Origin of the sequence: Microvenator marinus, from assembly GCF_007993755.1 — a bacterium.
GTDB classification, from domain to species: Bacteria; Myxococcota_A; Bradymonadia; order Bradymonadales; family Bradymonadaceae; genus Allomicrovenator; species Allomicrovenator marinus.
On the sequence record NZ_CP042467.1, the window covers coordinates 171,673 to 194,454 of the forward strand.

Annotated in this window: 19 protein-coding genes; 8 read left to right on the plus strand and 11 right to left on the minus strand. The window is 55.4% G+C overall.

Annotation, left to right across the window (positions count from 1 at the left end; translation table 11 throughout):
- Positions 1-17: 17 nt before the first annotated feature.
- From FRD01_RS00710 to drmD, 3 genes are all read right to left on the minus strand, one after another.
- Complete coding sequence (locus tag FRD01_RS00710; RefSeq protein WP_146956699.1) at positions 18-986, minus strand: PGN_0703 family putative restriction endonuclease; 969 nt, start codon at positions 984-986, stop codon at positions 18-20.
- A gap of 221 nt (positions 987-1,207) precedes the next feature.
- Positions 1,208-1,744: an HIRAN domain-containing protein gene (locus FRD01_RS00715; RefSeq protein WP_146956700.1), complete on the minus strand. Its 537-nt coding sequence runs from the start codon at positions 1,742-1,744 to the stop codon at positions 1,208-1,210.
- The gene (gene drmD, locus FRD01_RS00720; protein WP_146956702.1) at positions 1,741-4,293 is read right to left on the minus strand and encodes a DISARM system SNF2-like helicase DrmD; all 2,553 of its coding nucleotides are present in this window, start codon (positions 4,291-4,293) and stop codon (positions 1,741-1,743) included. The genes FRD01_RS00715 and drmD overlap by 4 nt, the downstream gene beginning before the upstream one ends.
- 169 nt (positions 4,294-4,462) lie before the next feature.
- Here drmD and FRD01_RS00725 point away from each other — a divergent pair, with 169 nt between their 5' ends.
- The 4 genes from FRD01_RS00725 (at position 4,463) to FRD01_RS00740 (ending at position 8,372) form a co-directional block, all read left to right on the plus strand.
- Entirely contained in the window at positions 4,463-5,347 is an 885-nt protein-coding gene (locus FRD01_RS00725; RefSeq protein WP_146956704.1) for a pentapeptide repeat-containing protein, read from the plus strand.
- 66 nt (positions 5,348-5,413) lie between these two features.
- A complete protein-coding gene (locus FRD01_RS00730) occupies positions 5,414-5,908 on the plus strand; it encodes an AAA family ATPase (protein WP_146956706.1) in 495 nt (164 codons plus the stop codon).
- 4 nt (positions 5,909-5,912) lie between these two features.
- A complete protein-coding gene (locus tag FRD01_RS00735) occupies positions 5,913-6,689 on the plus strand; it encodes a hypothetical protein (RefSeq protein ID WP_146956707.1) in 777 nt (258 codons plus the stop codon).
- A 132-nt stretch (positions 6,690-6,821) separates the two neighbouring features.
- Positions 6,822-8,372 carry a glycoside hydrolase family 43 protein gene (locus FRD01_RS00740; protein ID WP_146956709.1) on the plus strand — a complete coding sequence of 517 codons (1,551 nt, stop codon included), beginning with the start codon at positions 6,822-6,824 and terminating at the stop codon, positions 8,370-8,372.
- Here the strand turns inward: FRD01_RS00740 and rsfS are convergent, their stop codons facing one another.
- On the minus strand, positions 8,373-8,804 hold the full coding sequence (gene rsfS, locus FRD01_RS00745; RefSeq protein ID WP_146956711.1) for a ribosome silencing factor: 432 nt from the start codon (positions 8,802-8,804) through the stop codon (positions 8,373-8,375).
- Between the two features lie 13 nt (positions 8,805-8,817).
- The gene (locus FRD01_RS00750; protein ID WP_146956713.1) at positions 8,818-10,089 is read right to left on the minus strand and encodes a glutamate-5-semialdehyde dehydrogenase; all 1,272 of its coding nucleotides are present in this window, start codon (positions 10,087-10,089) and stop codon (positions 8,818-8,820) included.
- A gap of 215 nt (positions 10,090-10,304) precedes the next feature.
- Between FRD01_RS00750 and FRD01_RS00755 the strand changes: the two genes are divergently transcribed.
- Entirely contained in the window at positions 10,305-10,595 is a 291-nt protein-coding gene (locus FRD01_RS00755; RefSeq protein ID WP_146956715.1) for a co-chaperone GroES, read from the plus strand.
- Positions 10,596-10,653: 58 nt separating this feature from the next.
- The gene (gene groL, locus FRD01_RS00760) at positions 10,654-12,291 is read left to right on the plus strand and encodes a chaperonin GroEL (RefSeq protein WP_146956717.1); all 1,638 of its coding nucleotides are present in this window, start codon (positions 10,654-10,656) and stop codon (positions 12,289-12,291) included.
- 59 nt (positions 12,292-12,350) lie between these two features.
- Here groL and FRD01_RS00765 read toward each other — a convergent pair whose 3' ends face one another.
- From FRD01_RS00765 to FRD01_RS00785, 5 genes are all read right to left on the minus strand, one after another.
- The gene (locus FRD01_RS00765) at positions 12,351-13,838 is read right to left on the minus strand and encodes a serine/threonine protein kinase (protein WP_146956719.1); all 1,488 of its coding nucleotides are present in this window, start codon (positions 13,836-13,838) and stop codon (positions 12,351-12,353) included.
- A gap of 6 nt (positions 13,839-13,844) precedes the next feature.
- Positions 13,845-15,443 carry a serine/threonine protein kinase gene (locus FRD01_RS00770; RefSeq protein WP_146956721.1) on the minus strand — a complete coding sequence of 533 codons (1,599 nt, stop codon included), beginning with the start codon at positions 15,441-15,443 and terminating at the stop codon, positions 13,845-13,847.
- Positions 15,444-15,467: 24 nt separating this feature from the next.
- Entirely contained in the window at positions 15,468-15,914 is a 447-nt protein-coding gene (locus tag FRD01_RS00775) for a hypothetical protein (protein ID WP_146956723.1), read from the minus strand.
- Positions 15,915-17,090, minus strand: coding sequence for a peptidylprolyl isomerase (locus tag FRD01_RS00780; RefSeq protein WP_146956725.1), 1,176 nt, complete (start codon positions 17,088-17,090; stop codon positions 15,915-15,917).
- A gap of 79 nt (positions 17,091-17,169) precedes the next feature.
- Positions 17,170-19,404, minus strand: a complete 2,235-nt coding sequence (locus FRD01_RS00785; protein ID WP_146956727.1) for a serine/threonine protein kinase — start codon at positions 19,402-19,404, stop codon at positions 17,170-17,172.
- A gap of 93 nt (positions 19,405-19,497) precedes the next feature.
- Between FRD01_RS00785 and FRD01_RS00790 the strand changes: the two genes are divergently transcribed.
- Both FRD01_RS00790 and FRD01_RS00795 read left to right on the plus strand, forming a co-directional pair.
- Entirely contained in the window at positions 19,498-20,928 is a 1,431-nt protein-coding gene (locus FRD01_RS00790; RefSeq protein ID WP_146956729.1) for a DEAD/DEAH box helicase family protein, read from the plus strand.
- Positions 20,915-22,117: a DUF790 family protein gene (locus FRD01_RS00795; RefSeq protein WP_146956731.1), complete on the plus strand. Its 1,203-nt coding sequence runs from the start codon at positions 20,915-20,917 to the stop codon at positions 22,115-22,117. Before FRD01_RS00790 ends, FRD01_RS00795 begins: the two co-directional genes overlap by 14 nt.
- Here the strand turns inward: FRD01_RS00795 and FRD01_RS00800 are convergent.
- The gene (locus FRD01_RS00800; RefSeq protein WP_146956733.1) at positions 22,114-22,782 is read right to left on the minus strand and encodes an SDR family NAD(P)-dependent oxidoreductase; all 669 of its coding nucleotides are present in this window, start codon (positions 22,780-22,782) and stop codon (positions 22,114-22,116) included. The two genes, FRD01_RS00795 and FRD01_RS00800, sit on opposite strands and share 4 nt — an antisense overlap.

Genomic DNA, 22,782 nt, shown 5'->3' on the forward strand with positions numbered 1-22,782 from the left:
GGCTTGAGATTCTGATTTCAGATATCACCGTATCGAGCAGCCAGTTCATTCGCCCACACTTCGAGGTTTGGTGGGACGGATTCCTTGAGGTGAATCAGGAGGCCATCAAGGTCAATAAGCGAGACCGTCTCTGGCTTCTTGAGTAGCGCCCTGAATCCTTTTAGGAACGCTCCATCGCCCAGCAACGCGATGTTCTTGGAAGATGAACAGATGGCGAAGCGCACATCATCGGCATCACGGCGTGAAGCCTCCTCATGAGCGAGAGCGAGGTTCACCCAGAGTTGCCAACGTGGGCCGCCAAAAGGGCAGCCCAGTTCTTCGAAGGCGCTCTCGGCCAAGATGTTGTGTTCGTCTGTCCGCTGCCAATATCTGTATCCCTTGGTTCTCGAGTACAGGCATGACGTGCGATCCTCCCGCACTGGCACGTCATTGGGGCACACAGCTTGGTCCTTGGCAGCACGCCCGGACTTCCTGAATCCGCACGTACTGAACTCGGGTTCGACAAATTTCGTTTCAATGACCTGTACGAACGAGCCAGTGTGGGTGCGACCTTCAATGAGCAAATCGCAATCCACGCCACCGCGCCCTGTTTGGTCGTTGAAAACATCGCGGTCAGGTGTGTACTCGATATGGATTGCTGTCACTTCACTTAGACCTTCGATGAATGGCTTGAGCACCTCAGTCGCCAGATCTAGCCAAGTTGCGAGGGGGGCGAAAAGGTTGAAACACATGGCTTGGCTAGAGAGCATATTCTCAAAAGTGCGTGGCGCCACACCTTTTCCAGATTGCTGGCGCTCTTGAGCGGCCACGAAGGCCTCTTTGATGATGAAGTTGCTGCCCTTGTTGGCAGCCGCTTCTGAAAGGATGTGGCCATACTTGCCATGACCCTCGCTGAGCGAAATACTGCGATACTCCCGTTGCCGGGCCTCTGCTCTCGCGCGGTACGACTTTCCCTTGGTGTAAACCGGGCCTACGTCAACCGTCATACTTTTCTCCTATTGCTGTTGTGGTTGAACCCTACGGGAAGAGTAGGCAGCGAGGAAGTCCCAATCTTTGTTTGCACTTGGAACCTTGTGCGCCTACTCGGGGCAATGGGGTGAGTATGGCAGGTCTTGCGGCACGTTGAGTGCCACGACGATGTTTTTTGAATTTGCGCGAGTGCTCGAGGGATGACCCATGCGTTGGATCTGGGGAACGAGGCGGCGTCTTAGGAATTTGGTGTGAGCGTCCCAAACTCATCCTCGGTTCCAAACTCCCATTCATTTGGGACAGGAATCCCCAACTGAACCAGAATCCGCTCCTGCACCGGAGCCGGCAAGGGATTGTGGCGAAGCAACTTGATGGCAGGAAGCTTGCCAGCACGCATCAGATTGGCGACTGCAGCGGAGTAATAGCGTGGCACATAACCAATGGGCGTCCCGTCAGCAGCGTAGAGCATGACCGCGTATTCGTCGAAGGCGTTATGGATGTCGGACCTGGCACTGAGTGGCCGAGGCGGAGGCTCATGCTCCCAGCGTTGTTGGACATCAACGGGTCGAAATCGAAGGCCACGTGTGAATAAAACAAAGGTCGCAGTTCCGTCCTTGATTTGTGGTGGTGCAAAGACCTCAAAATGATCCGTGAGACGCCGACCGTTGCTGCGCTCAAGTACGTCAAAGGCGTGCACCGAGTGTGCGAGTTCACCTGGAACAAAGCCCATGCGCAACAAATGCTCGGCATAATCGCCGCGTTTTCTGGAGATCACGCGATTGTGGAGGAAAGGAAAGAGGTCCACGGAATGGTAGGGCCGAAACGCCTAAGCTCTTCAGGTTGGAAATTCAGAGTCTTGCGGCTCTGGTCCAAAATGCGGCCTGCACGGTCGATCTCTTTCTGCAGTTTCGCGGTACTCCGCTGCGACTCGAGTTCTCGCCGCGTTGTCTCACGCGCCTCGGAATCCGCGGAGATACGCTGGATCATGTCCAGGGTGCCGCGCCCAATGCCATCCTTGAGGGATTCGTCGATGCGCTCCATGACAACGTTAGAGAGCGAACCCAGCTCTTTCTGGATGGTTTCGATCTTCTCCACCACAACTTCCAGAACTCGGTCTTCGGGGCGCTGAGGCAGCGAGAAATACATGCATCGAACCTCGGGCGAGGGCTGGAGGGTTCGGTCAATTCGGCCATTGCGCTGTTCGAGTTTGGCTGGGTTCCATGGGAGGTCGTAGTGGACCAAATCTGCACACGCTCCTTGTAGGTTCACGCCTTCACGAGCGGCATCTGTGGCCACCATGATGCGTACAGGATGCTCCACAGAGTTGAATGCGCTCTGAACTTCTTCGCGCGCTTCATCGGACATCTGACCATGAAACTGGAGGATCAGGTCTTTATCGTGACCCAATGCGTTTCTAAGGTGCTCCAAGATAAAGCGCTTCGTGTCCGCGTATTCCGTGAAGATAAGGAGTTTTCGCTGGTTCCACACACCATCGGTCTTGAGCTCGGCCTGAATCCATTGAATCAGCGCCTGAATCTTGGCGTCGGGCGCCATTCTTCGGTGCAAAGCTAGGTCCATCAGCTCGCGTCGAATCTCCTCGAGTCGCTCTGACGTGCTCAACTCATCGCTGTATTCGGCGACCTTCTTGGCATCTTCGAGCTCATCAGCCTCATCGGACTGGCCATAGACTTCTGGATTGAGTTTGCCCGCACTCGCTGAAGACTCAGATTCGTCCACGTGCCTTTTCAGGTGCGCTTGGAGGGTTCGGTAGAAGGCCTCTGGGCTTGAAAGCAGGCGCTTTTGGAGATTGAGGAAGACGAATTTGGCCCGCTGAGTGGTGGGGTTCATGAGCTCAGTGTATTCGGCCAAAAGCTCTGCCATCCGTAATTCATCGGCATGTTTGAGTTTGAGGCCAGGGCGCGCATTTGTTTGGGTCTCCTCAATCTCCTTAAAGGCCCAGTCGGTGCTACTGAATGTGAGTTCCCAGCGGATAACACGCCGCTTCGGGAATGAGATCCCCGCATCACGCAAATCGCTCTTCAGGCGCCGAACCATCACGGGTTTTAGTTGTTTTTCGGAGTCGATGGGCACGCCGCGAGTGAAGCGTTGTCCGTCCAGAATCTCCAAGAGTGCAGCAAAGGAGTTCGAGTGGCCGTTGTGCGGCGTGGCGCTCAAGAAGAGGCGGTTTTCAAAGCGCGGGGCTACATCGCGGATCACATGGGTGAAACGTGAGTCTACCGCGTACTTAGAGGCGGTAGCTGGTGCGGCGGCGTGGGCTTCGTCGAGTATTAAGATGCTCTTGCGGACACGATTGCCGAGGAAGTGGAGCAGGGGGTCGCGGTGCTCTGGGCGACTCAACATGGAGTGGGAGATAATGAAGCGTGTGTGGGTGCTCCACGGGTTGACTCGGAAGCCACGTTCTTTTCTCCTACGGCCGATGAAGTCACGGTCGTAGATTTCAAAGTGAAGGCCAAAACGCTTCTTCATCTCGTCACGCCACTGCAGCACAACAGAGGCAGGGCAGCAGATGAGTGAAAAATCAACGCGCTGTCTGAGTCGTAGCTCTTGGAGAACGAGGCCCGCTTCAATGGTCTTCCCGAGGCCCACATCATCGGCGATGAAGAGGTTGGCTCGCGGCAGTGAGAGGGCCTTCAAGAGCGGCGTGAGCTGGTGATTTAGCAGTCTGATTCCTGCCCGAAACGGGGACTGAAAGAGCTGGGCGTTTGTTGCGGTGACGCAGCTCCACTTCAAGGCGTTGAGATAGCCTGCAAACATTTCGGGCGAGTCGAGACCGGTGACGTTGCCAAGCCCGTGTGCGCTCGGCTGGATGAGTTGGGCTCCGAGTTCTAGTTCCCAAATCACCGAAAGTGGGCGGCCTGGCGCGTCATCGTCTAGACACACCATATGGACCAGGGTCATCTCTTTCGAGTCGAGTTCCCCAGCTTCGACGCGATCCACGAGATACTGCCGCTGGCGGCATCTGACGATCGCGCCTGGCGTTGGCAGATTGCGAGCCGCTAAGGAAACGTCGCTAGGTTCTTGGTCAAGTGACGAGAACTCGTCGAGCGAAGAGGTGAGCTGCCGTGCAAGGGCCATGCGGGCTCTTGGCGATGTGTCCAAACCGTGAAGCTCGCAAGCCTTTCTCAACTCATCGCGAGTAAAATGGCGGACCGCTGCGTCAAAACGGAAGTTTCTAGCGTTGGCGATTCGCTCAATCTGTTGGTCTTTGTTGAGCGAAGTCGGCACTTGTACACCGACAAGATGTGCCAGTTCGAGTAGGCGCTCGCGGGTGAGAGCAGAAAGTGTGGTCGTGATGTCTTGCATGCGCTCGTTTGTAAGGCGTTGAGCCCGGTTTGTCACCCACCTAAGTTGGCAGCGGATGTGGCTGTTTTGACAAGAAGCGGAACGGGCAGATATGCTGTTTTGTGCGTTTTTTAGATGAGTTATTGCCTTTTGGGCGATTTGACTTTCGTTGAATCAGGGGACCGTATTGATGAAATCGTTTTGCCAAGCCAATTGTAGTTTTAGGTTTCGCGTAGTTCAGTTTTCGGTGGTTATTGGAGTTGGATCGCTTCTTCTTGGCTGTGAAGCGAAACCGAAGGCTGAGTTGGAGCCTCAAGAGAAAGTGCACACTCCAGAAGTTTCACCAGCCGTTCCAGTCGAGGAGATCCTTGAGGCTGCTCCACGGGCTTCGACGGAGAAGGATTTGGATCCGCGGGCGAAGTTCCCAGAGGAGGATGGGGTCTATCTGCTCTACATTCACGGATGCTTGACGGGACGCAGTCTTAGAGATGTGATCATTGAGATGAAATCGAGGACGCCTTCTTTGCCGATAGATTGGTTGGACTGGGGAAAAATGAGCGGTGACGTGAAGTCTCGATTTGAAGTGGCCGGAGGGACCCCGTGGATGGTTGCGATCAAAGGGGGGCGAGTACAAGAGGCCCATTTTGGTGCGCAACTCAACATCAATCCAAATGGAGAGGAGCGCAACCAAGACTTAGTGCTGCATATGCTCCGCAGAAACGGGCTTCAGTCTGGAGATTTGGCTTCACTGCTTTTCACGCCTCCTGGTGTTGAATCTGGCGATCTTTATGGGATGAAGAACCTGGATGGAGAGATTTTTAGTGTGATGGACCTGTCCGGAATCGAATGGTCCAACCGTATACTTGAGCGTGTTCATTTCAACGGTAGTGACCTTCAGAATGCGGACTTGAGTGGCGCAATCTTGGACGGCTCCAACTTTTCCCACGCGAATCTCAAAGGCGCCAAAATGACGGGGGCAAGCGTGAAACGCGTGAATTGGAGTTTTGCGACGTGTCCCGATGGATGGAAGGCACCATTCGGCGGGAGTTGCGAAGACCATCTCGACGTGCGCTAGAGTTGTGCGGTCGAACACAGGTGTGTAGGTGATTGGGGTGCGTAGGTTTGTAAATTGGGTGTGTGCTTGAAAGTCTTGCTGACTGGAATGTCTGGAGTTGGGAAATCGACGCTAATCGGCGAGTTTCGAGCGCTTGGTTGTCACGCGGTTGATTTGGATAGCCCTGAGTGGTCCCATTATTCGGCGGTGAAGCCCGGCGAGGCTGTGGAATGGATTTGGCGGATCGAACGAGTCAGCGAGCTCCTGGGTGACTCGACGGGAGACGCGTTGTTTGTCGGGGGATGTGCAGCAAATCAAGGTCAAGTCTATGGCCTCCTAGACTGTGTTGTATTGCTCAAAGCGCCTGAAGAAGTCATGCGAGAGAGGTTGGCTACGCGACAGGGAAATGAGTTTGGAAAGAAGCCCGAGGAACTGGAGAAGATATTTCGAGACAAGGCTGAGTTTGAAGGGCTCTTGGAAGCTGGAGCAGACCTGGTTGTGGACACGTCAAAGCCCTTGGATGAGGTGATTTTCGAGATCGCAAACTACGTAGGTATCCGTCTGCAAGATGATGTAGAATGATAGCATGTATCAAAGAATCCTGAGCATAGTTCTTGCCATTTGCCTCGTCGGATGTGCACCCAAAGTTGAGGAAAAGGAGCCGACTGTAGAGGCGATTCGGGTGCTCTTTGTGGGCAATAGTCACACATCCAGAAATAATGTCCCGCTCCTGGTCAAACGTATCAATGATGCCCAAACTGGTTCGCCGGCTATCGAGGCGAGCGCCGTGATGTGGGGTGGGTTCAAGCTTTCCGACCACGTTCAGAATGGCGGCGCGGTGCAGGCGATATCGCGCAAACACTGGGATTTTGTGGTGATGCAGCCGGCGAGTACTGAGGCGTTTGTGAATCCGGATGGACAGGTGGCGAGCTTTCGACAGCTTGTAGAGTCGGTGGGGCCAAAAACCACTCCGATTCTCTATGGAGTTTGGCATCGTGAGGCCGGTGATAAACTTCACCAATCGTTTGGGACCACTCCGGCGGGAGCTGCTCGTGCTATTCGCGAAACCAATCTTGCGACTATCCGCGGCACGCGTGCACGCCTGGCTCCGGTAGGTGATGCGTGGGTAACGGCGGAGTTGAAGCACAGCGAGATTCCGCTCTATACCGATGGGAATCACGCCACTTTGGAGGGCTCGTACATGGCGGCGGCTGTGATTTTGCGGGCGATACTGCAGAAACCGTTGAGCACTGAGAAGGTGTGGAGGCCTTGGAATATCTCGGAGGATGACGCCAAAACTCTCCTGGAGGTGGCGAACACTGTGACCCTGGTGTCTCCGGAAGAGAATCTCGCTCCGCACTAATTGGGTGGAAATGGGTGTTATTGGGTGGAAATGGGTGTGTGATTGGTGAATGCGCGTCGAAATACACCCTGCGTAGCTTCATTGGAGACTTCGCCGCAATGCGTGTAAGTTCGAGGTGTGGAGGACTCTTTTATGAACAACCGTTTCTTAAATGTTTTGTGGGTGCTGATGCTGGCCGGTTGCGCTGGAGATTTGGACCAGGGCTTGACGCCAGGCTTAGAGGACATGGGCGAGCCAATCGCCGATATGCGAGTGGATGCGGGAGATTCTGCCGATTCGGGCGCGGACCTGCCGGTCCTCGAGCCTGATATGACGCCGGATACTGCGCCAGATATGACCGAGGAACCTGAGCCGTGTTCAACCCGCATTTGGTACGGGGAGAGCTGGATTCGCCCGGAGAGACCAACCACCTACGATGATGTGCAAGGCAAGGTGACATGGGATGGTGTCTGCCAAGTCGATGGGGCGGGAAATGGGTTTGCGGAGCTCTCGAACGGCTGGAAGCCTTATTTTGAAGGGCGAAGCTGCGTGATTGGTTTCGAGTACTCCGGGGCTTGTGAAGACGTTCCAACCTCGTGCCGAACGCGCATTGGATATGGCCCAAGCTGGATGGCGCCGGCGAATCATCCCAACAGGTTTGATGATGTTCAGGGCGTGGTGACCTGGGAAGGCACGTGCCGTGCCGCAGGTGGGGACTCTGCAGCTCGTCTATCTAACGGGTGGGACCCGCATTTTCAGGGCGGCGGGGCTTGCGATTTAGCGTTTCGATACGAGCAATGCGGCGGACTCTTTCACAACCCAGTCATTCGGGCAGATTGCCCCGACCCGGGGATCTTGAAAGATGGTGATAGGTATTACCTCACGTGTACACATACCGGTGGACCCGGCCTCTTTCCGATCTACACGTCTACTGACCTCGTGAATTGGTCGCGAGACGCCTCCATTTTGGCTGAGAGGCCCGGATGGGCGAATGACCGGTTCTGGGCGCCTGAGATTCATAAAGTCGATGAGGGGCTCTATGTGGCCTATTACACTGCGAGTACGCGGTCCAACAATCGGCTTTCCATTGGGGCCGCGACGGCGAGTTCACCGCTTGGACCTTTCACGGATATCGGCGAGCCCTTGATTTACGACCCGAATCCCGGTGTTATTGATGCGCATTACTTTAGGGCTAGCGACGGTAAGCGGTATTTGACGTGGAAACGCGACGGCAATGCGGTCGGGGCGCGCACACCTATTTTCCTCCAAGAGGTGGCTGCAGATGGAGTCACGCTGAGTGGCCCAGTCTCTACGATTCTGACGAATGACCGTACTTGGGAAGGGGCAGTGGTTGAAGGGCAATGGATTGTGGAAAAGGACGGGTATTTCTACCTCTTCTACAGTGGCAATGGCTACGCGAGCCCAAGCTACGGGGTCGGGATAGCGCGGGCTACGTCTGTACGCGGGCCTTACACGAAGGCCAGTAGCCCGATTTTGCGGTCAAATGGGCAGTGGGATGGTCCAGGGCATGGCGCGATTTTACCCGGACCGTCTGGGGATTGGGTGCACGTTTACCACGCGTGGCAGAAGGGCAGGGTAGGGCAGTCGCCTGGGCGGCAGGTGCTCGTGGACCGAGTCACATGGTCCGAAGGTTGGCCTCAGATGCTTGGGGCACCTTCGAGGCGTTCGCAGCCGATGCCTTAACTAGTTTTCGAATTCGTCGAGGTCGAATCGGCCATAGAGGGCCTCTGGCTTGTCTTCGAGGTCAAGACGCGGTGCGTCGACCCACATGCGCTCGAGGTCGTAGTCTTCGCGGGTAGGGCCGTTGAAGATGTGCAGGATGGCGTCCCCGAAGTCGATGAGTGCCCATTTTCCAGAGTCGACGCCTTCTCGGCCGTAAGGAACCACGCCGGTCTCTTCCTTGAGCTTGCCTTCGATATGACGTGCCAGGGCGGACATCTGTCGGTCAGACGACGCTGTGGTGACGATCACAAAATCGGTGTAGCTCACACGACCTCTGAGGTCGACGACTACGGTATTGAGTCCCTTGAGGTCCCACGTAAGCTCGGCGATAAAGCGCGCAAGTTCTTCGGTATCGAACTCTTGGTTAGGGGTGGATGCTGCCTTGGGGTCCATTCTTCTCCGGGGGTTAAGTGCGGACTTGTCCGCTTCCAAATATCACAAATTTCGTGGTCGTGAGCTCTTCAATGCCCATCGGCCCGTACGCGTGTAGGCGCGTTGTACTGATTCCAATCTCGGCACCGAGTCCAAGTTGCCCGCCATCCGCGAATCGGGTTGAGGCGTTGATGACAACGCAAGAAGAATCCACGGCGTCCACGAAGGCTTCTGCCAGAGAATGATTCTCTGTCAAGAGTGCCTCCGTATGGCGAGAGCCGAATTCGGCAATATGTTGGATAGCATCTTCAAGATCGTCGACGACCCTCACAGCGAGTTCCAGTGAGAGGAACTCCTTGCCATAGTCTTCCGGTTTTGCGGATTGATAGCAAGAGTTCGGAAGTCCAATTTTTTCGGCCAAAGCTAAAGATGTCTCGTCCAGATAGAGAAAGACGCCCGCTTCGGCGAGTTTTGGAAGGAGGCGCGCAAGGTGTACGTCGAGCGCGTTCTTGAGGACGACCAGACATTCGGCGGCATTACACACTGTGGGGCGCTGGGTCTTTGCGTTGAGCACGATCGAGTCGACCATCTCCGGTTTGGCGCTGCCTTCGACTACCACATGGCAAACGCCTTCGTCGTGTTTGATGACGGGGATTCTGGAGTGTTCGTTGACGAAGCGAATCAGACCTTTTCCGCCTCTTGGGATGATCACATCTACGTAGTCTTCGAGTTCTAGAAGATAGCGAACGGATTCGCGGTCGGTGTCGTCTAGAAAGGCGATGGCATCCACGGCTCTCGGGTCGAGGCTGGAGGCCTTGAGGCCTGCTTGAAACGCCTCGAAGACGGCCTTGGAAGAGGCGTGCGCATCGCTACCGCCGCGCAAGATGACGGCGTTGCCGCTTTTTAGACAGAGGGCCGCCGCGTCACTTGTGACGTTGGGCCGAGCTTCGTAGATGATTCCGATGACGCCGAGCGGGATGCGTTGGCGTCCCACCTTTAGGCCGTTCGGTCGTCGCCACATACTATCGACGCGACCAACTGGGTCAGGCAATTGGATGACTTCCTCGATGGCGAGTGCCATATCCTCGATTCTTTGCTCGGTGAGTTTGAGCCGATCGTTGAATGCCTGATCACGTTGGCTCTTTTGGAGGTCGATTGCGTTTGCCTCAAGTATCTGTGGGGTTGCGGCACGAATCGACTCGGCGGCTCTGATAAGAGCGTCATTCTTCTGAGCGGTGGAAGCTCTTGCTAGCCAACGGCTTGCGGCTCTTATCTTCTCTGCCTGTGGGGTCAAAGGGTTCGTCATATTGTCTGCGCGTTTTCGAGATGTTTAAGTGGTTGAACTTAAAGGTGTTTACAAAAAAATAAGATTTTTGCCTTGACCACCCCAAAGTGGTGACTAGCATCCGCGGCGTTAGCAGTCGTCGAGTGAGAGTGCTAAAGGAGCCATCGCGAAGCGACGCTACCCTAAGTAGAGACGTAAAGAAACAGATTTTTAACCCACCTCAAGGAGGTAGTAAAATGGCAGTGAAACCGTTGTATGATCGTGTGTTGGTAGAGCGAGTTGAGAGCGAGCAGAAGACCGCATCAGGCCTCTACATTCCAGAAACCGCAAAAGAGAAGCCGCTCGAAGGCTTCGTACGTTCAGTTGGTCCGGGCAAGCGTGGCGATGATGGCAACTTCATCAAAATGCAAGTTCAGGAAGGAGACCGCATCCTCTTCGGCAAGTACTCGGGAACCGAGATCACGATTGCCGGAAAAGAGCACCTCATCCTTGGTGAGTCCGAGATCCTTGCGGTGATTACTGAGTAATCGCGGCAGACTGAAGCATTGTTTAAAGTAAGTAGATTCAACTCGTAGGAGAATCAAAATGGCTAAAGAGATTATGTTCGATACGCGCGCACGTCAGCGCATCCTCAATGGTGTTAACACGCTTGCTCATGCTGTCCGCGTGACGCTTGGACCGAAAGGCCGCAACGTGGTCATCGAAAAGGCGTTTGGCGCCCCAACGATCACCAAAGACGGTGTGACCGTGGCAAAAGAGATCGATCTTGAGGATCGTTTCGAGAACATGGGCGCTCAGCTTGTTAAGGAAGTTGCTTCCAAGACTTCGGACACCGCCGGAGACGGAACCACGACTGCTACCGTGTTGGCGCACGCAATCTTCCGCGAAGGCTCGAAGCTTGTTGCTGCTGGCCACAACCCAATGCCAATCAAGCGCGGAATCGACAAGTCGGTCGCAGCGATTGTGGAAGAGCTCGGAAAGCTTGCTGTGAAGACCAATGACAAGAGCAAGATCGCTCAGGTCGGTACCATCTCGGCAAACAACGACGAGCAAATCGGCCAGCTTATCGCTGACGCGATGGCTCAGGTTGGAAAAGAAGGCGTCATCACCGTTGAAGAGGCCAAAGGTCTCGAGGACGAGCTTGAGTTCGTTGAAGGTATGGAGTTCGATCGCGGATTCCTTTCACCTTACTTCGCGACCAACAAAGACCGCATGGAAGTCGAGATGAAGAATCCTCTGATTCTTCTGTTCGACAAGAAGATCTCGAACATGAAGGACCTCCTTCCATTGCTCGACCAAGTTCTTACCGGCGACAAGCGTCCTCTCCTCATCATCGCTGAGGACCTTGAAGGCGAAGCACTCGCAACTCTCGTTGTGAACTTCATCCGTGGCGTCCTCAACGTGGCTGCTGTTAAGGCTCCAGGCTTCGGTGACCGTCGCAAAGCTATGCTTCAGGACATCGCTGACCTCACTGGCGGTAACGTCATCAGTGAAGAGCGTGGCCAGAAGCTCGAGAACGCTAAACTTCTCGACCTCGGTAGCTGCGAAAGCGTCAAGATCACCAAGGACAAGACCACCATCGTTGGCGGTGCTGGCTCCAAAGAGGCGATCGAGGCACGCGTTGCTCAGATCAAGGCTCAAATGGAAGTCACCACGAGCGATTACGACCGTGAGAAGCTCCAAGAGCGTCTTGCTAAGCTCGTCGGCGGTGTTGCAGTGATCAAAGTTGGTGCAGCAACTGAAGTTGAGATGAAAGAGAAGAAGGCACGCGTAGAGGATGCTCTCAACGCAACTCGTGCAGCTGTTGAAGAAGGTATCGTCCCTGGTGGCGGCGTCGCTCTTATCCGTTGCGCAGGAATCCTCGACACCTTGAAACTCGACGCTGATGAGCACGTGGGTCTTGAAATCGTCCGTAAGGCGATCCAAGAGCCAATTCGTCAGATTTCGGCGAACGCGGGTGTTGACGGCTCCATCGTGGTCAAGACCGTGACCGAAGGAACCGGCGCATTTGGCTACAACGCACGTACCGACGTGTACGAGGACCTCATTGAAGCTGGCGTCATCGACCCAGCTAAAGTGACCCGCACCGCGCTTCAGAACGCAGCTTCCATCGCTGGTCTCATGTTGACCACTGAGGCGATGATCGCTGACAAGCCAGAAGCATCCAAAGACGACCACGGCCACCATCATGGTATGGAAGGCATGGGCGGAATGGGCTTCTAAGCTCGGAGCTGATTGCTTTAGAAAAGGCCTCGGATTTCCGGGGCCTTTTTTTGCGTAGACTAGACGATGACTTTCCCGCCAAACCATCCTGAGAGTAGATGGCCATACGCTCTTGAGAATCCGGCCATCAGGTCATGCAAGAGATTCAAGACTGGGACATCAGCCACCGGGTTTAGGAACCACGAAGGGTTTCGCAGAAGTCCGATGGCGAGCCTCTCAGGGCCCAGTAGATGAGCTACGATAAAAATCAGGAGTGACCAGCCGAAGAGCTGTCTGAAGAGGCTCAGGTTCCAGCTAGGCGAGCGAGAGGAGAGTCCAACGCCGAGGGCAATGAAGAAGGGGATGAAGCCTACGAAAGCCCGTAGAAAATAGTCTAGCCCATCGAGCTGGGCAGTCAGGCAGATGAATCCGACGGGAAAGAGAAAAAACGCGGCGACGGCTTCGGACCACTCGAACACGTTATGAGGCGTTCTGACGTAGAACTCTTCTCGCCGTCGCATTTCGTTGTCGTACTGCGAAGAATAGCGTTTGCGTGAAATCGGCTTGAGCTCTTGGAGCTCCAGATGTGAAGCTGACCTCAAACTGGGAACTCTGTTGGGATCCCGACCGACATCTTTCGCTGGAGCACGAACATCGCCTAATGGAATTGTGCCAGCGAGGTCAGCCTGGTTTCGGTGCGCTTCAATATTCCTCAAATCCCTGACGATCTCATGTGCGCTTTGGTAGCGCTTGTTCACCTTCTTCTCGATCATCTTGTAGAGCACGCCGCGAACGTATTCGGGAACTTCGTGGATCTCATCGAGTTGCAAGGGTTCAGGGGACACGTGAGCTAAAATTGCGCTCTCAATGGTGTCCGCTTTTACCGCACGTTGTGAGGTGAACATCTCGTAGAAGAGCAGGCCGAGCGCGTAGATATCACTCCAGGGCCCGACTTCTCTTCCGCGTGCTTGTTCAGGCGCAATATAGCGCGGTGTTCCAACTGCCATTCCTTCGCGGGTCAGCTGAACGGACTCATCAGACCCCGTGAGCTTCGCCATTCCGAAGTCCAAAACTTTGGCATGGTACATGCCGTTTGGCTCGGTGATGATCATCACGTTTTGAGGTTTGAGGTCGCGATGAACCACGCCATTATCATGAGCTTGCGCAAGGCCTGACGCGATTTGAATGCAGAGTTCAATTGCAATATGAGCCGGCAATCTTTGGCGATTCACAAAATCGAAAAGCGTCTCGCCGTCAATATACTCGACAATCATAAAGGCAAACCGTTGGTCGGTCTCGCCAAAATCATAAATGTTGATGATGTTCGGATGTCGGAGCTTTGAGATGACTTTCATCTCGCGATGAAATCGGCCCACAGCGGTGGACTTGATGCCTTCGTTTGCGGGCGGCAGCGCCTTGAGTGCTACGCGTTCCATGGTCGTCATGTCGATCGCGCTGAAAATGGCACCGTAGGCACCAGCACCGATGAACTCCTCGATCTGGTAACGGTTGGAAACCATATCACCAGGGCGCAGGTGCTCTCGCACGATTTCAGAGGGACTTGGCATAAGCCATCACCATGGAAGCAATGAGTTTGTGAGGGCGAGTATCCAACGCAAGGGCTTAACCCACAAGTCTAAGATGATATTTAAAGACTCTCCCCCTATCGCTTCACTCAACCAATACGCGTTCTCTTCAAGTGCCGCCAACGCGTACCCGGGCATCACAAGAATCATCACGACGAGCATCAGGGCTAGCACCGCGAGTTGGTAGCGCATCACCGGCACAACCCACTTTTCCATGGCGTTTCCGTAGATCGCCCGCACTTCCGAAAAATGCGCCCAAACAACGGCCAGGGCGGTAGGTAGAAGGCCAAGTGCACCTTTGACGACCGTGCCACCTGGAATCAATGTACCGGCGAGATGGACGCAGACGAAAACACCAAATGTACCAGCGAGAATCCAGGCAATCTGGCCGCCGGTGACAGGTGTGTGTTCAACCTTCTTTGACTCGCGGGTTGTCGGCCCACGTTTTCTATCGATCTCTTCACGTCGGACACGGGTCACATCCAATTTCAGCTCTTCTTTTGAACTGAACTTCCGAGCTTCTCGCTGCGGTCGCACGTCAATCTTCGGGAGCTCGCGAGACCGGGAAACCGGGTCGGACACTTCCTCATCCTCTTCGGGTGGTGCCACGTAGGTTTGTCCCTTGAAGACCAACGGAACCGAATCTTCCTCTTCGCCCAACCCGACAAGCCGCTGAAATTCGCCCGTCATCTCCATATCGGCCTGCCTTGGCAGGAATTTTGCGAAATCTCTGACGGTCTGGAATCGGTCGCTTGGATACCTGGAGGTCGCCTTGCGAATTAGCTTTGCGAACGGCCGCGGCAGATCCGAAATCTTTTTGAAAGGAATCGGTTTTTCATCAATATGAATCTGAGCGACCTGGCTTACATTCAGATTGGAGTCGAGGGGCGAATCTCCCGTCAACATCTGATAGAGAATGAGGCCGAGGCTGTAGATATCGCTCGAAGGCTCGACCTTTTGCCCCAAGACCTGCTCAGGGCTCATGTAGATGGGGGTTCCCACAAACTGAGTTGAACGCCTTCCGCCCTGCGCAAGACTCTCGATCTCATCGTCAGAGTCGCCCATCAATTTGGCGACCCCGAAGTCCAAGACTTTGACCACATCGGCCTGCTCGTTCCGATTCACCAACATGATATTCGAGGGCTTCAAGTCACGGTGGACGATCCCTTGGCGGTGCGCCTCGTCCAAGCTCTTGAGCAATTGTTGTGTGATTCTAATGACACGTTGCGGACTCAAGGCGCCTTCCTGAGTCAACACGTCCTCCAGGGAAACGCCATCCAGGTACTCCAAGACCATGAAGTAGAGTCCAGAGTTCGTCCGCCCAAAATCGTGGAGTGTGACCGTGTTCGGATGGTGGAGTCGACTAACGATATTGACTTCGGCCACGAAGCGGTTGGCCACGTCTGGATTGCTATCCACAACCTCGGGGCGCAAAACCTTGAGTGCGACCTCGCGCTCGGTGCCGATCTGTACGGCACGAAACACGCTCGCGAAATTCCCCGCGCCTAGTGCCTGAACGACTCGGTACTTGCCTTCAAACACAGTACCGGGCGCGAGCAGGTCCTTGATGTCTACTTTCCGTGACATGTCGCCTCATAAACTGCTGAAGGCTTAAGAACTCCACGCCATGGTAGACACGGAATCCTTGCCCGTCCACCCTCTACCGTCAGGCGCCCAGAGGACCACTGTGTGAGTGCGTCCAGCTTTGAGGCAATCGACCACCACAACTTGTGCGTGCGCGCGCGCCTGGATGTCCCGCGCAATTGCCTCGCAGTGCTCCGCTAGCCGTGGATCTGGGGTCGCGGCCTCTTCGAGCTCGAGCGTCAAGATTAGGCGAGTACGGCCTGGGGAGTGGAACTCTTCAAGATGTACGGGTTGGAGATTGAGGCTCGGGACAACGACGTCTCGATTGAGGGATACGTCTTTGCCAGCGCTGATGGAATAGCCGGGCACGGGCCCCTTGCGGGTGCGAGGTGTGCCCATGGTTTGCTGCCGCTTCGCAAAGAATGCGGCGCTTGCGCCAAAGGCCCCGAGGCTAATCCAAAAGAGTAGATTCACTTATTTCGGCGCAGGCATTGGCGGGTGGCCTTTTGGCATTGGCATTGGTTGGCCGCCAGCTGGGTTACCCATAGGCATCTGCATCATCGGAGGAGGGGATGCTTGATACTTTGGGTTGTCCACAATTGCGTCGGCGAACTTCTCAACTTGAACTCCGTCACGAAGTTCCTTGGTGAGCTTCTCCATAGAGACGCGAAGGTCTTGGTTTTCGAGGTTGCGCACGATGTCCGACTTAACTTCGTCAAACGTCGTGACCACTTCAGCTTCGCGGTCCACGACCTTAATGACATGGAAACCGAACTCGGTACGGACGGGACCCACGACATCGTTGACTTTGGCCGAGAATGCAGCTTCGGAAAAGCCCGGGACCATTTGCTTTCGGTGGAAGAAGCCGAGGTCTCCGCCGTTCGGGGCGGTAGGTCCTTCCGAGTGCTCTTTTGCAAGCGCAGCGAAGTCTGCTCCGTCAGCCTTTGCAAGCTTAAGAACGTTCTTTGCCTTGTCTTCCTGACCTTTGACCACATCGTCAGCGGCGCCATTTTCAACCTTGAAAAGGATGTGGCTTGCTTTGACGCGCTCTGGCTTGGTGAACTGAGCTTTGTTCTTCTCGTAGAACTCTTTGGCCGACGCATCGGTCACGGCGATGTTGTACTTCTTGCGAAGAAGCTTCTTCAGCTTAACTGCGCGAGAGAGGTCGTCTCGAAGTTCGTCGAGCGTAACGCCTGTCTTCTGGAAGAATTGTTGTGCTTCAGCTTCGCCACCAACCGACTTGTAGAAATCGGCGAGTTCGGCATCCACTTCCTCTTTGGAAGCTTCGATCTTCTCGGCGTCGATAGCCTTCTCAACGAGGTGTTGGTCGATGAGTCGGTCAACCGTTTGCTCCTTGAACTTCTCGAGCGCATTGGCCGGAAGCTGTGGGGCAATCTTAGCGAGCCGCTCGACCTCTGTATTGAAGAGGTCAGCCTTGATCTCATGATCACCAACTTTAGCGATGGGCTTAGTTGCCGACATCGGCAGCACGACTTCTTTAGGAGCTTCCTCGGTCTTCGCCTCAGGCTTAGCTTCTTCTTCGGTTTTCGTGGGTTCTTCAGCGGTTGGCTTTTCGGTCTTGGCGGTGTCGTCACAAGCGATGAGGCCTGCAGCAAGGCCAAGAGCGATAAGTAGGGATTTCATTCTCATTTTCGAGGGCTCCTTGAGTTGACCAGTTGCACGCTTTCCTACCTTCCCCCACCCTTAGAGTCAAGCGGACCGTAAAGCGCTACCAGGTAACGTAGCCCGGGTCCTTTTCGGGTTTGGGCCCGGCCTCTTTGGCAGGCTTTCCAGATGTGTCAGCGGTGTCCGCTGGTTCATCGTTGGCCGTGGACTCACCATTTTTTGGGCGCGTAGGCTGGGGCAGGCGCGTAGGAGTAGGGGTCTGTTGGACGTTGCCGCGCCGGTGGTCATAGAGGCCGATTGCAGACATAGAGCCAGCAACCAAATCGGCAGCGCCGTACGAAATCTCGCGGTTGATTCCAGCGAGTTTGGTGTCGTTTGACGAGAGGAACCAGTTGGGGTCTTTCCGAAGCTCTCCAACGATGCCGGTGGCAAAGATGGCGGAGAGTACAAGTAAGAGGCCTACGCTGAAGACGGCCGATGTTCCGAGGACGCGCATGGCACGGACGGTGATTGGCGTGATGATCTTGAATCTCTCGCCGCTGCCAGGGTCAGTCATCAGGGCTAGAAACGGCGGGGCGGCCGCCATAATCGCCGCAGCCACCAGTCGCAAGCCGTCCTGAGTGTGAGGAGCGAGCGCCGCGCCAGCCACAATGAACGAGATGTAGGCGACAACGAGCATGGCAAGCGTGAGTACCGAGATCTTCACCAGGTCAAACGTGAACCCAACCATGGATTGCTCGCCGGCTTTAGACGCGACCGGCTTTGGTTTTGGAGGATCGACGGGCTTCTCGGGCTCCGGAGGCGCCTCTTGAAACGGTCTCTCGTCCACGGGTGGCGGAGGCAGATCCGAAAATGAGGAGCCGGCAATGGACTTTCGGAGTTGAGAGCGATCGAGTTTGCTATGCTCAACGGTCGCCTGAAAGTCTTCGAAGTCCGCATTCCGCTCGACCTTGAGCTCCATATCGTTGGAGGAGGATTCGCGTCCGAGTTCGTATTGACCCGAGCCCGGTTGAGGCAGGTTTTGCGCAAACTGATGGTTGTGCTGAATCAGCTGCGATTGGTGCGGATTCGGCATTTGCTGGTTTGGCATTTGCGGGTATTGGCCCGACGCATGTGGGTTTTGCGGGGGCATGTTCGGATAAGGATGTTGAGGCCCTTGCGGGTACTGAGGCTGCTGACCTTGGGGGTAGGGCGGCTGGCCCGGATAATACCCCGACGGCGGCATCGTTTGCCGAACGGGCTGTGGGTATTGGCCCGAACCCATATTTTGCGGCATCTGGTTCGGGTCGTAGTACCCACTTTCAAGCCAGTTTCCACTCGGCGTTTGCGCACTCCAATTGGCCGGTGCTTGTTGCCATCCGGTGCTTTGCGGCGCGGCCTGCATCATCTGGCTCTGAAAGCTCTGCATGAACTCACCGGATGCGCCCGTGAGCGTGTTTCGTCCAGACCGAGTGGAGAAGAGGTACTGTTCCAAGGCTTCGGCCATCTGTTCGGCCGATTGCCAGCGGTCGCTGAGCGACTTTGCGACGGCGATTCGCGTGATGTCCTGAAGGAGCGGATCGACGTGCTGTAGGCCGGGCAGGCGCAGCGGTTCTGGGCTGATTTGTTGAGTGATCAACGCCATCGTGGAGTCGCCCTGGACGGCCTGCTCACCGGTCAGCATTTCGTAGAGGATGAGGCCTAACGAATAGATATCGCTCGCGCCGCTTAGTCCTTCACCACGAACTTGTTCCGGGCTCATGTAGCGCGGGGTTCCGATCAGTTCGCGCTCACCTTCAGGTAGTCCAACGCTTGTGAGGTCGGTGGTTTTTGGGTCCAGAAGGCGAGCCACACCGAAGTCGAGGACCTTGACGAAATCTTTGTCACCTTCAATGGAGGTGAGCATGATATTTTGCGGCTTTAGGTCGCGGTGGACGATGCCGTGGCGATGCGCTTCGGCCAGAGATTTTGCGATCTGACGGGCGAGTTCGGCGGCTTTTTGGCCATTAAAAGCGCCATCGCGTTTGAACGCGTCCTTGAGGGTTTCACCTTCGACATACTCAAGGGTCATGTAGAGGCCGCCGTCAGCGGTCTCGCCGAATTCGTGAATGGTCACGGTGTTCGGGTGTTTGAGTTTGGAGATGATTTTGACTTCGCGAAGGAAGCGCTCCTTGGCGCTCGGCGCGGTCAAGCCGATACCCGGTCTCAATACCTTGAGAGCCACGTAGCGGTCCATGGGCTCTTGGTAAGCCAGATACACCATACCGAAGCCACCGCGACCTAGTTCGCGCAGGATCTTATACTTGCCCTCGAAGATCTGGCCGATCTGAAGGGCGTCTGGTGGTTGTTGGCTCGTCACCCGTTTCGCCTTGTGTTTTGCTCCCTCGAAAGGCGTCGTGACACCTTATCGTTGAGCCGCTAGTGTCTCTCACTCTAACCCAGAGATGTGGCGATGGCAAAGAAGGCTTCATACCATGAACAATTTGGTCCGGCGGTTGAGGAACCGTGGGTAGAGTTGTGTTTTGATTCGGGAACCTTGATCATCAAGGGCCTCAAAGACTCCGACTTTGCGCGTCTTGATACCAAGGCGTTTCGCTTGAGCTTCGACCCTCGAGTGGGTGTTCATAGGTGCCCCGCATTTGTCTACCGTTCCTTGCTAGGCGAGCTTTTAGGAAAGGGCTTGAGCGTTGTGGATAGTGCCCGGGGGTATGCGGAGTTTGATCGAGAAGACTTAGTTGAGAGATCGCCTAGAGTTCATCAGGCCGAGGCCATGCAGGCGTGGCTATCGGCCGGCAAGCGAGGCGTGGTGGTAATGCCGACCGGTGCTGGCAAGAGTCATTTGGCCGTGATGGCGATTCAGGACGTGGCGAGGTCGGCGTTGGTGGTAGCCCCGACGCTGGATCTTGTAGAGCAATGGCAGCGCCTCTTGAAATCGCATTTCGGTGAGCCAGTTGGCGCGATCGGCGGGGGCACACACGACCCGCAAGCCTTGACTGTGACGACCTATGACTCGGCCGCCATTCATATGGAACGGATTGGGTCGAAGTGGGGGCTCGTTATCTTTGATGAGGTCCATCACTTGCCTTCGGATATGTACCGATGGGCAGCTGAGGCTGCGATTGCGCCATTTCGCCTGGGCTTGACGGCGACTTTGGAGAGGGTGGATGGCAAACACGCTGTGATTCACGAGATTATTGGGCCCACGGTTTATGAGAAGAACACTCGAGAACTGGCCGGAGACGTGCTGGCGGACTACGAAACCCGAGTGGTCGAGGTGGCCTTTTCTGAGACCGACGCCGAGCTCTATGCCGCGTCGCGAGCGGAGTATCGGGAATTCGTGGAGAAAGAAGGCATCCGCATGGGCGGGCGCCACGGCTGGCAGAACTTTCTAAGGGCTACAAGCCGAAGTAGGGAAGGGCGCCGGGCCTTTAAGGCTTTCCAAAGGCAGAAGCGCCGCGCGCTTGGGCACGAAAATAAGCTCGAAAAAGTCAGGGAGATTCTGTGCGAGCATCCTGACGAAAGCGTGCTGATTTTTGCGAATGATAATGCCACGGTGTACGCCTTGGCCGAGCTCCTACTCGCGCCAGCGCTCACGCATCACACCCCTTTGGCAGAGCGCGCCGAGATTTTGGAGCGGTTCAGGGCGGGCAGGTACCGTGCCGTCGTCACGAGTCGAGTCTTGAACGAAGGTGTCGACGTTCCCGCGGCGAGCATCGCGATTATTCTTTCGGGCACCGGGTCGGTGCGAGAACATGTTCAGAGGCTGGGCCGTATCCTCAGGAAGGAAGAGGGCAAACGCGCCATTCTCTACGAGTTAGTGACGCCTGATTCAGCCGAGACTTTTGTGAGCCAGCGACGAAGGGAGCACGATGCTTACCGCTGATCTATTGGTTGCACGAATTCGCAAGGACAGACTCTATCCGGGGTGGTTTAAACCGGATGGCGAGGCCTTTGAGCGGGTCGAGGAGCTGGTCGAGCTCTTTCGAGACAATGTCAACGGCACTCGTTCAGACCTTGATGAGGGGCTTGAAACATTGGTGGGCGCGGGCACGGACTTTCTAATTTGGCGTGGACTTGCGAAGCTCCTCTTCGACCGCACCTCCTTCGAAATTGCTGGCGATGTCTCGCCGGTTGAAGTCCGGCAGCGCGTCCACGAGTCAGCCGCAAGGGTGTGGCCTTTGGATGAGGCTGCTCGGGAGCAGATTCTGAGCGAGGTAGGGGACGAGTTTGATTTGAGTGCGGCGCAGGTTCTGACCACGCTTCACGCGGATTTACCAGAGCGGCAGCGGGTCTCGGCTTTTGAGGATATCAGCCCCGAAGAGCTTGTGGACGCTTATAACTTGGCGCTAGCACAGGCGGTTCTTTATAAAGCGTCGCACCTTCAAGTGAGATTTGTAGAGGATGATCCAAAACGTGTGGAAGGTTTTTTTCGCGCTTTGAGATTTCATGGGCTCATGCATCAGATTCACAAGGAAAATGGCGCTTGGGTGGTGGATATTGATGGACCGGCAACGGTTGTGAGTGGGGCGCGAAAGTACGGCCTCGCGATGGCGGTCTTCTTGCCCACTGTCATCGCGCTTGGACAAGATAAGTCCGGGGCGCTGTGGAGTTTGAGCGCGCAGGTTGAATGGAAACGAAACAAAATGGTGCTCTTCGAGCTCGATTCTGCCTCCGGGCTCAAGTCTGAGAGGCGAATTCGAGGTGTTTGGGTCTCCGACGAAGAAAAGATGTTCGAATCGCGATTCGACCAAAAAGTGGAGAATTGGAGCCTGACAAAAGAGGCTCGTGTGTTCACCTTTTCGGATTCAAGCGTAATGACCACCGATTATGTCTTGAAGCGAGCAGACGGCGCCAAAGTCTGGGTAGAGATCGTTGGGCATTGGAGACAAAGCTATCTCGAAAGCCGGCTCAAACTACTCGACGAACTCAAGGAGCCGATTGTGCTCGTGGTGGCCGAGAGGCTTCGGGTCGACAAGGAAAAGGGCCAACCCGAGCACGTGCAGATGGTCTTCTACAAAGGTGTGATTCGGGTAGAAGAGGTTGTGAAAGCGGCCGAATCGGCGCTGGCTTAGGTCCCTGCGGTCACGGGGATTAACGATTTTCGAACAGCTTTAAAGGCGGGGGTTGTCAGGGCAAAGATAACTTCGGCCAAGTCTTGCGTTTTGACCCAGGTATCGTGGTCGGCGTCGGGCATGTCTTTACGATTCGGTGCGGTGTCGATGATCGAAGGAAGGACCGCATGGACATTGATGCCTGAGTCCTTGACCTCAGCGGCGATACCATCGACGAGCGCATTGATGGCGGCCTTTGAGGCGCCGTAGACGCCGACCCCGGCACCGGGCCCAAGCGATGTTACGGAGCTTATGAAGACTAGATGCCCTCTGCCCGAAGCCTTGAGCCTTTTCAGACTCTCACGGGCTACTAGCACGCTCGATTTGAAGTTCGCGTTAAGCAAGAAGTCGATGTCATCGTTGGAGATTTGGTCTGTGTTGGAGAACCGAAAGCCTCCTGCGCAATGGACGACGGCGTCGACTTCTCCGAGTTTGTCGACCTCAGTGAATAAGTTCTCCACGGCATCGAAGTCTGAAAGGTCCGCGCTCAAGTGATGCACCGAATCGGCCTTGGCTGCATTCGGTTCACGATCTACGGCGATGACGCGCCACGAAGCTTCGAGGAAGCGCTCGACCACAGCACTGCCGAGGCTACCTGAGGCACCGGTAATGATAACGTTTTTCAT

What these genes read in the sequence shown, in the direction of transcription:
- FRD01_RS00710 (WP_146956699.1), bottom strand. Translation starts at nt 986, where the DNA reads ATGACGGTTGACGTAGGCCCGGTTTACACCAAGGGAAAGTCGTACCGC.
- drmD (WP_146956702.1), bottom strand. Translation starts at nt 4,293, where the DNA reads ATGCAAGACATCACGACCACACTTTCTGCTCTCACCCGCGAGCGCCTA.
- FRD01_RS00725 (WP_146956704.1), top strand. Translation starts at nt 4,463, where the DNA reads ATGAAATCGTTTTGCCAAGCCAATTGTAGTTTTAGGTTTCGCGTAGTT.
- FRD01_RS00735 (WP_146956707.1), top strand. Translation starts at nt 5,913, where the DNA reads ATGTATCAAAGAATCCTGAGCATAGTTCTTGCCATTTGCCTCGTCGGA.
- FRD01_RS00740 (WP_146956709.1), top strand. Translation starts at nt 6,822, where the DNA reads ATGAACAACCGTTTCTTAAATGTTTTGTGGGTGCTGATGCTGGCCGGT.
- rsfS (WP_146956711.1), bottom strand. Translation starts at nt 8,804, where the DNA reads ATGGACCCCAAGGCAGCATCCACCCCTAACCAAGAGTTCGATACCGAA.
- FRD01_RS00750 (WP_146956713.1), bottom strand. Translation starts at nt 10,089, where the DNA reads ATGACGAACCCTTTGACCCCACAGGCAGAGAAGATAAGAGCCGCAAGC.
- FRD01_RS00755 (WP_146956715.1), top strand. Translation starts at nt 10,305, where the DNA reads ATGGCAGTGAAACCGTTGTATGATCGTGTGTTGGTAGAGCGAGTTGAG.
- groL (WP_146956717.1), top strand. Translation starts at nt 10,654, where the DNA reads ATGGCTAAAGAGATTATGTTCGATACGCGCGCACGTCAGCGCATCCTC.
- FRD01_RS00765 (WP_146956719.1), bottom strand. Translation starts at nt 13,838, where the DNA reads ATGCCAAGTCCCTCTGAAATCGTGCGAGAGCACCTGCGCCCTGGTGAT.
- FRD01_RS00770 (WP_146956721.1), bottom strand. Translation starts at nt 15,443, where the DNA reads ATGTCACGGAAAGTAGACATCAAGGACCTGCTCGCGCCCGGTACTGTG.
- FRD01_RS00780 (WP_146956725.1), bottom strand. Translation starts at nt 17,090, where the DNA reads ATGAGAATGAAATCCCTACTTATCGCTCTTGGCCTTGCTGCAGGCCTC.
- FRD01_RS00790 (WP_146956729.1), top strand. Translation starts at nt 19,498, where the DNA reads ATGGCAAAGAAGGCTTCATACCATGAACAATTTGGTCCGGCGGTTGAG.
- FRD01_RS00795 (WP_146956731.1), top strand. Translation starts at nt 20,915, where the DNA reads ATGCTTACCGCTGATCTATTGGTTGCACGAATTCGCAAGGACAGACTC.
- FRD01_RS00800 (WP_146956733.1), bottom strand. Translation starts at nt 22,782, where the DNA reads ATGAAAAACGTTATCATTACCGGTGCCTCAGGTAGCCTCGGCAGTGCT.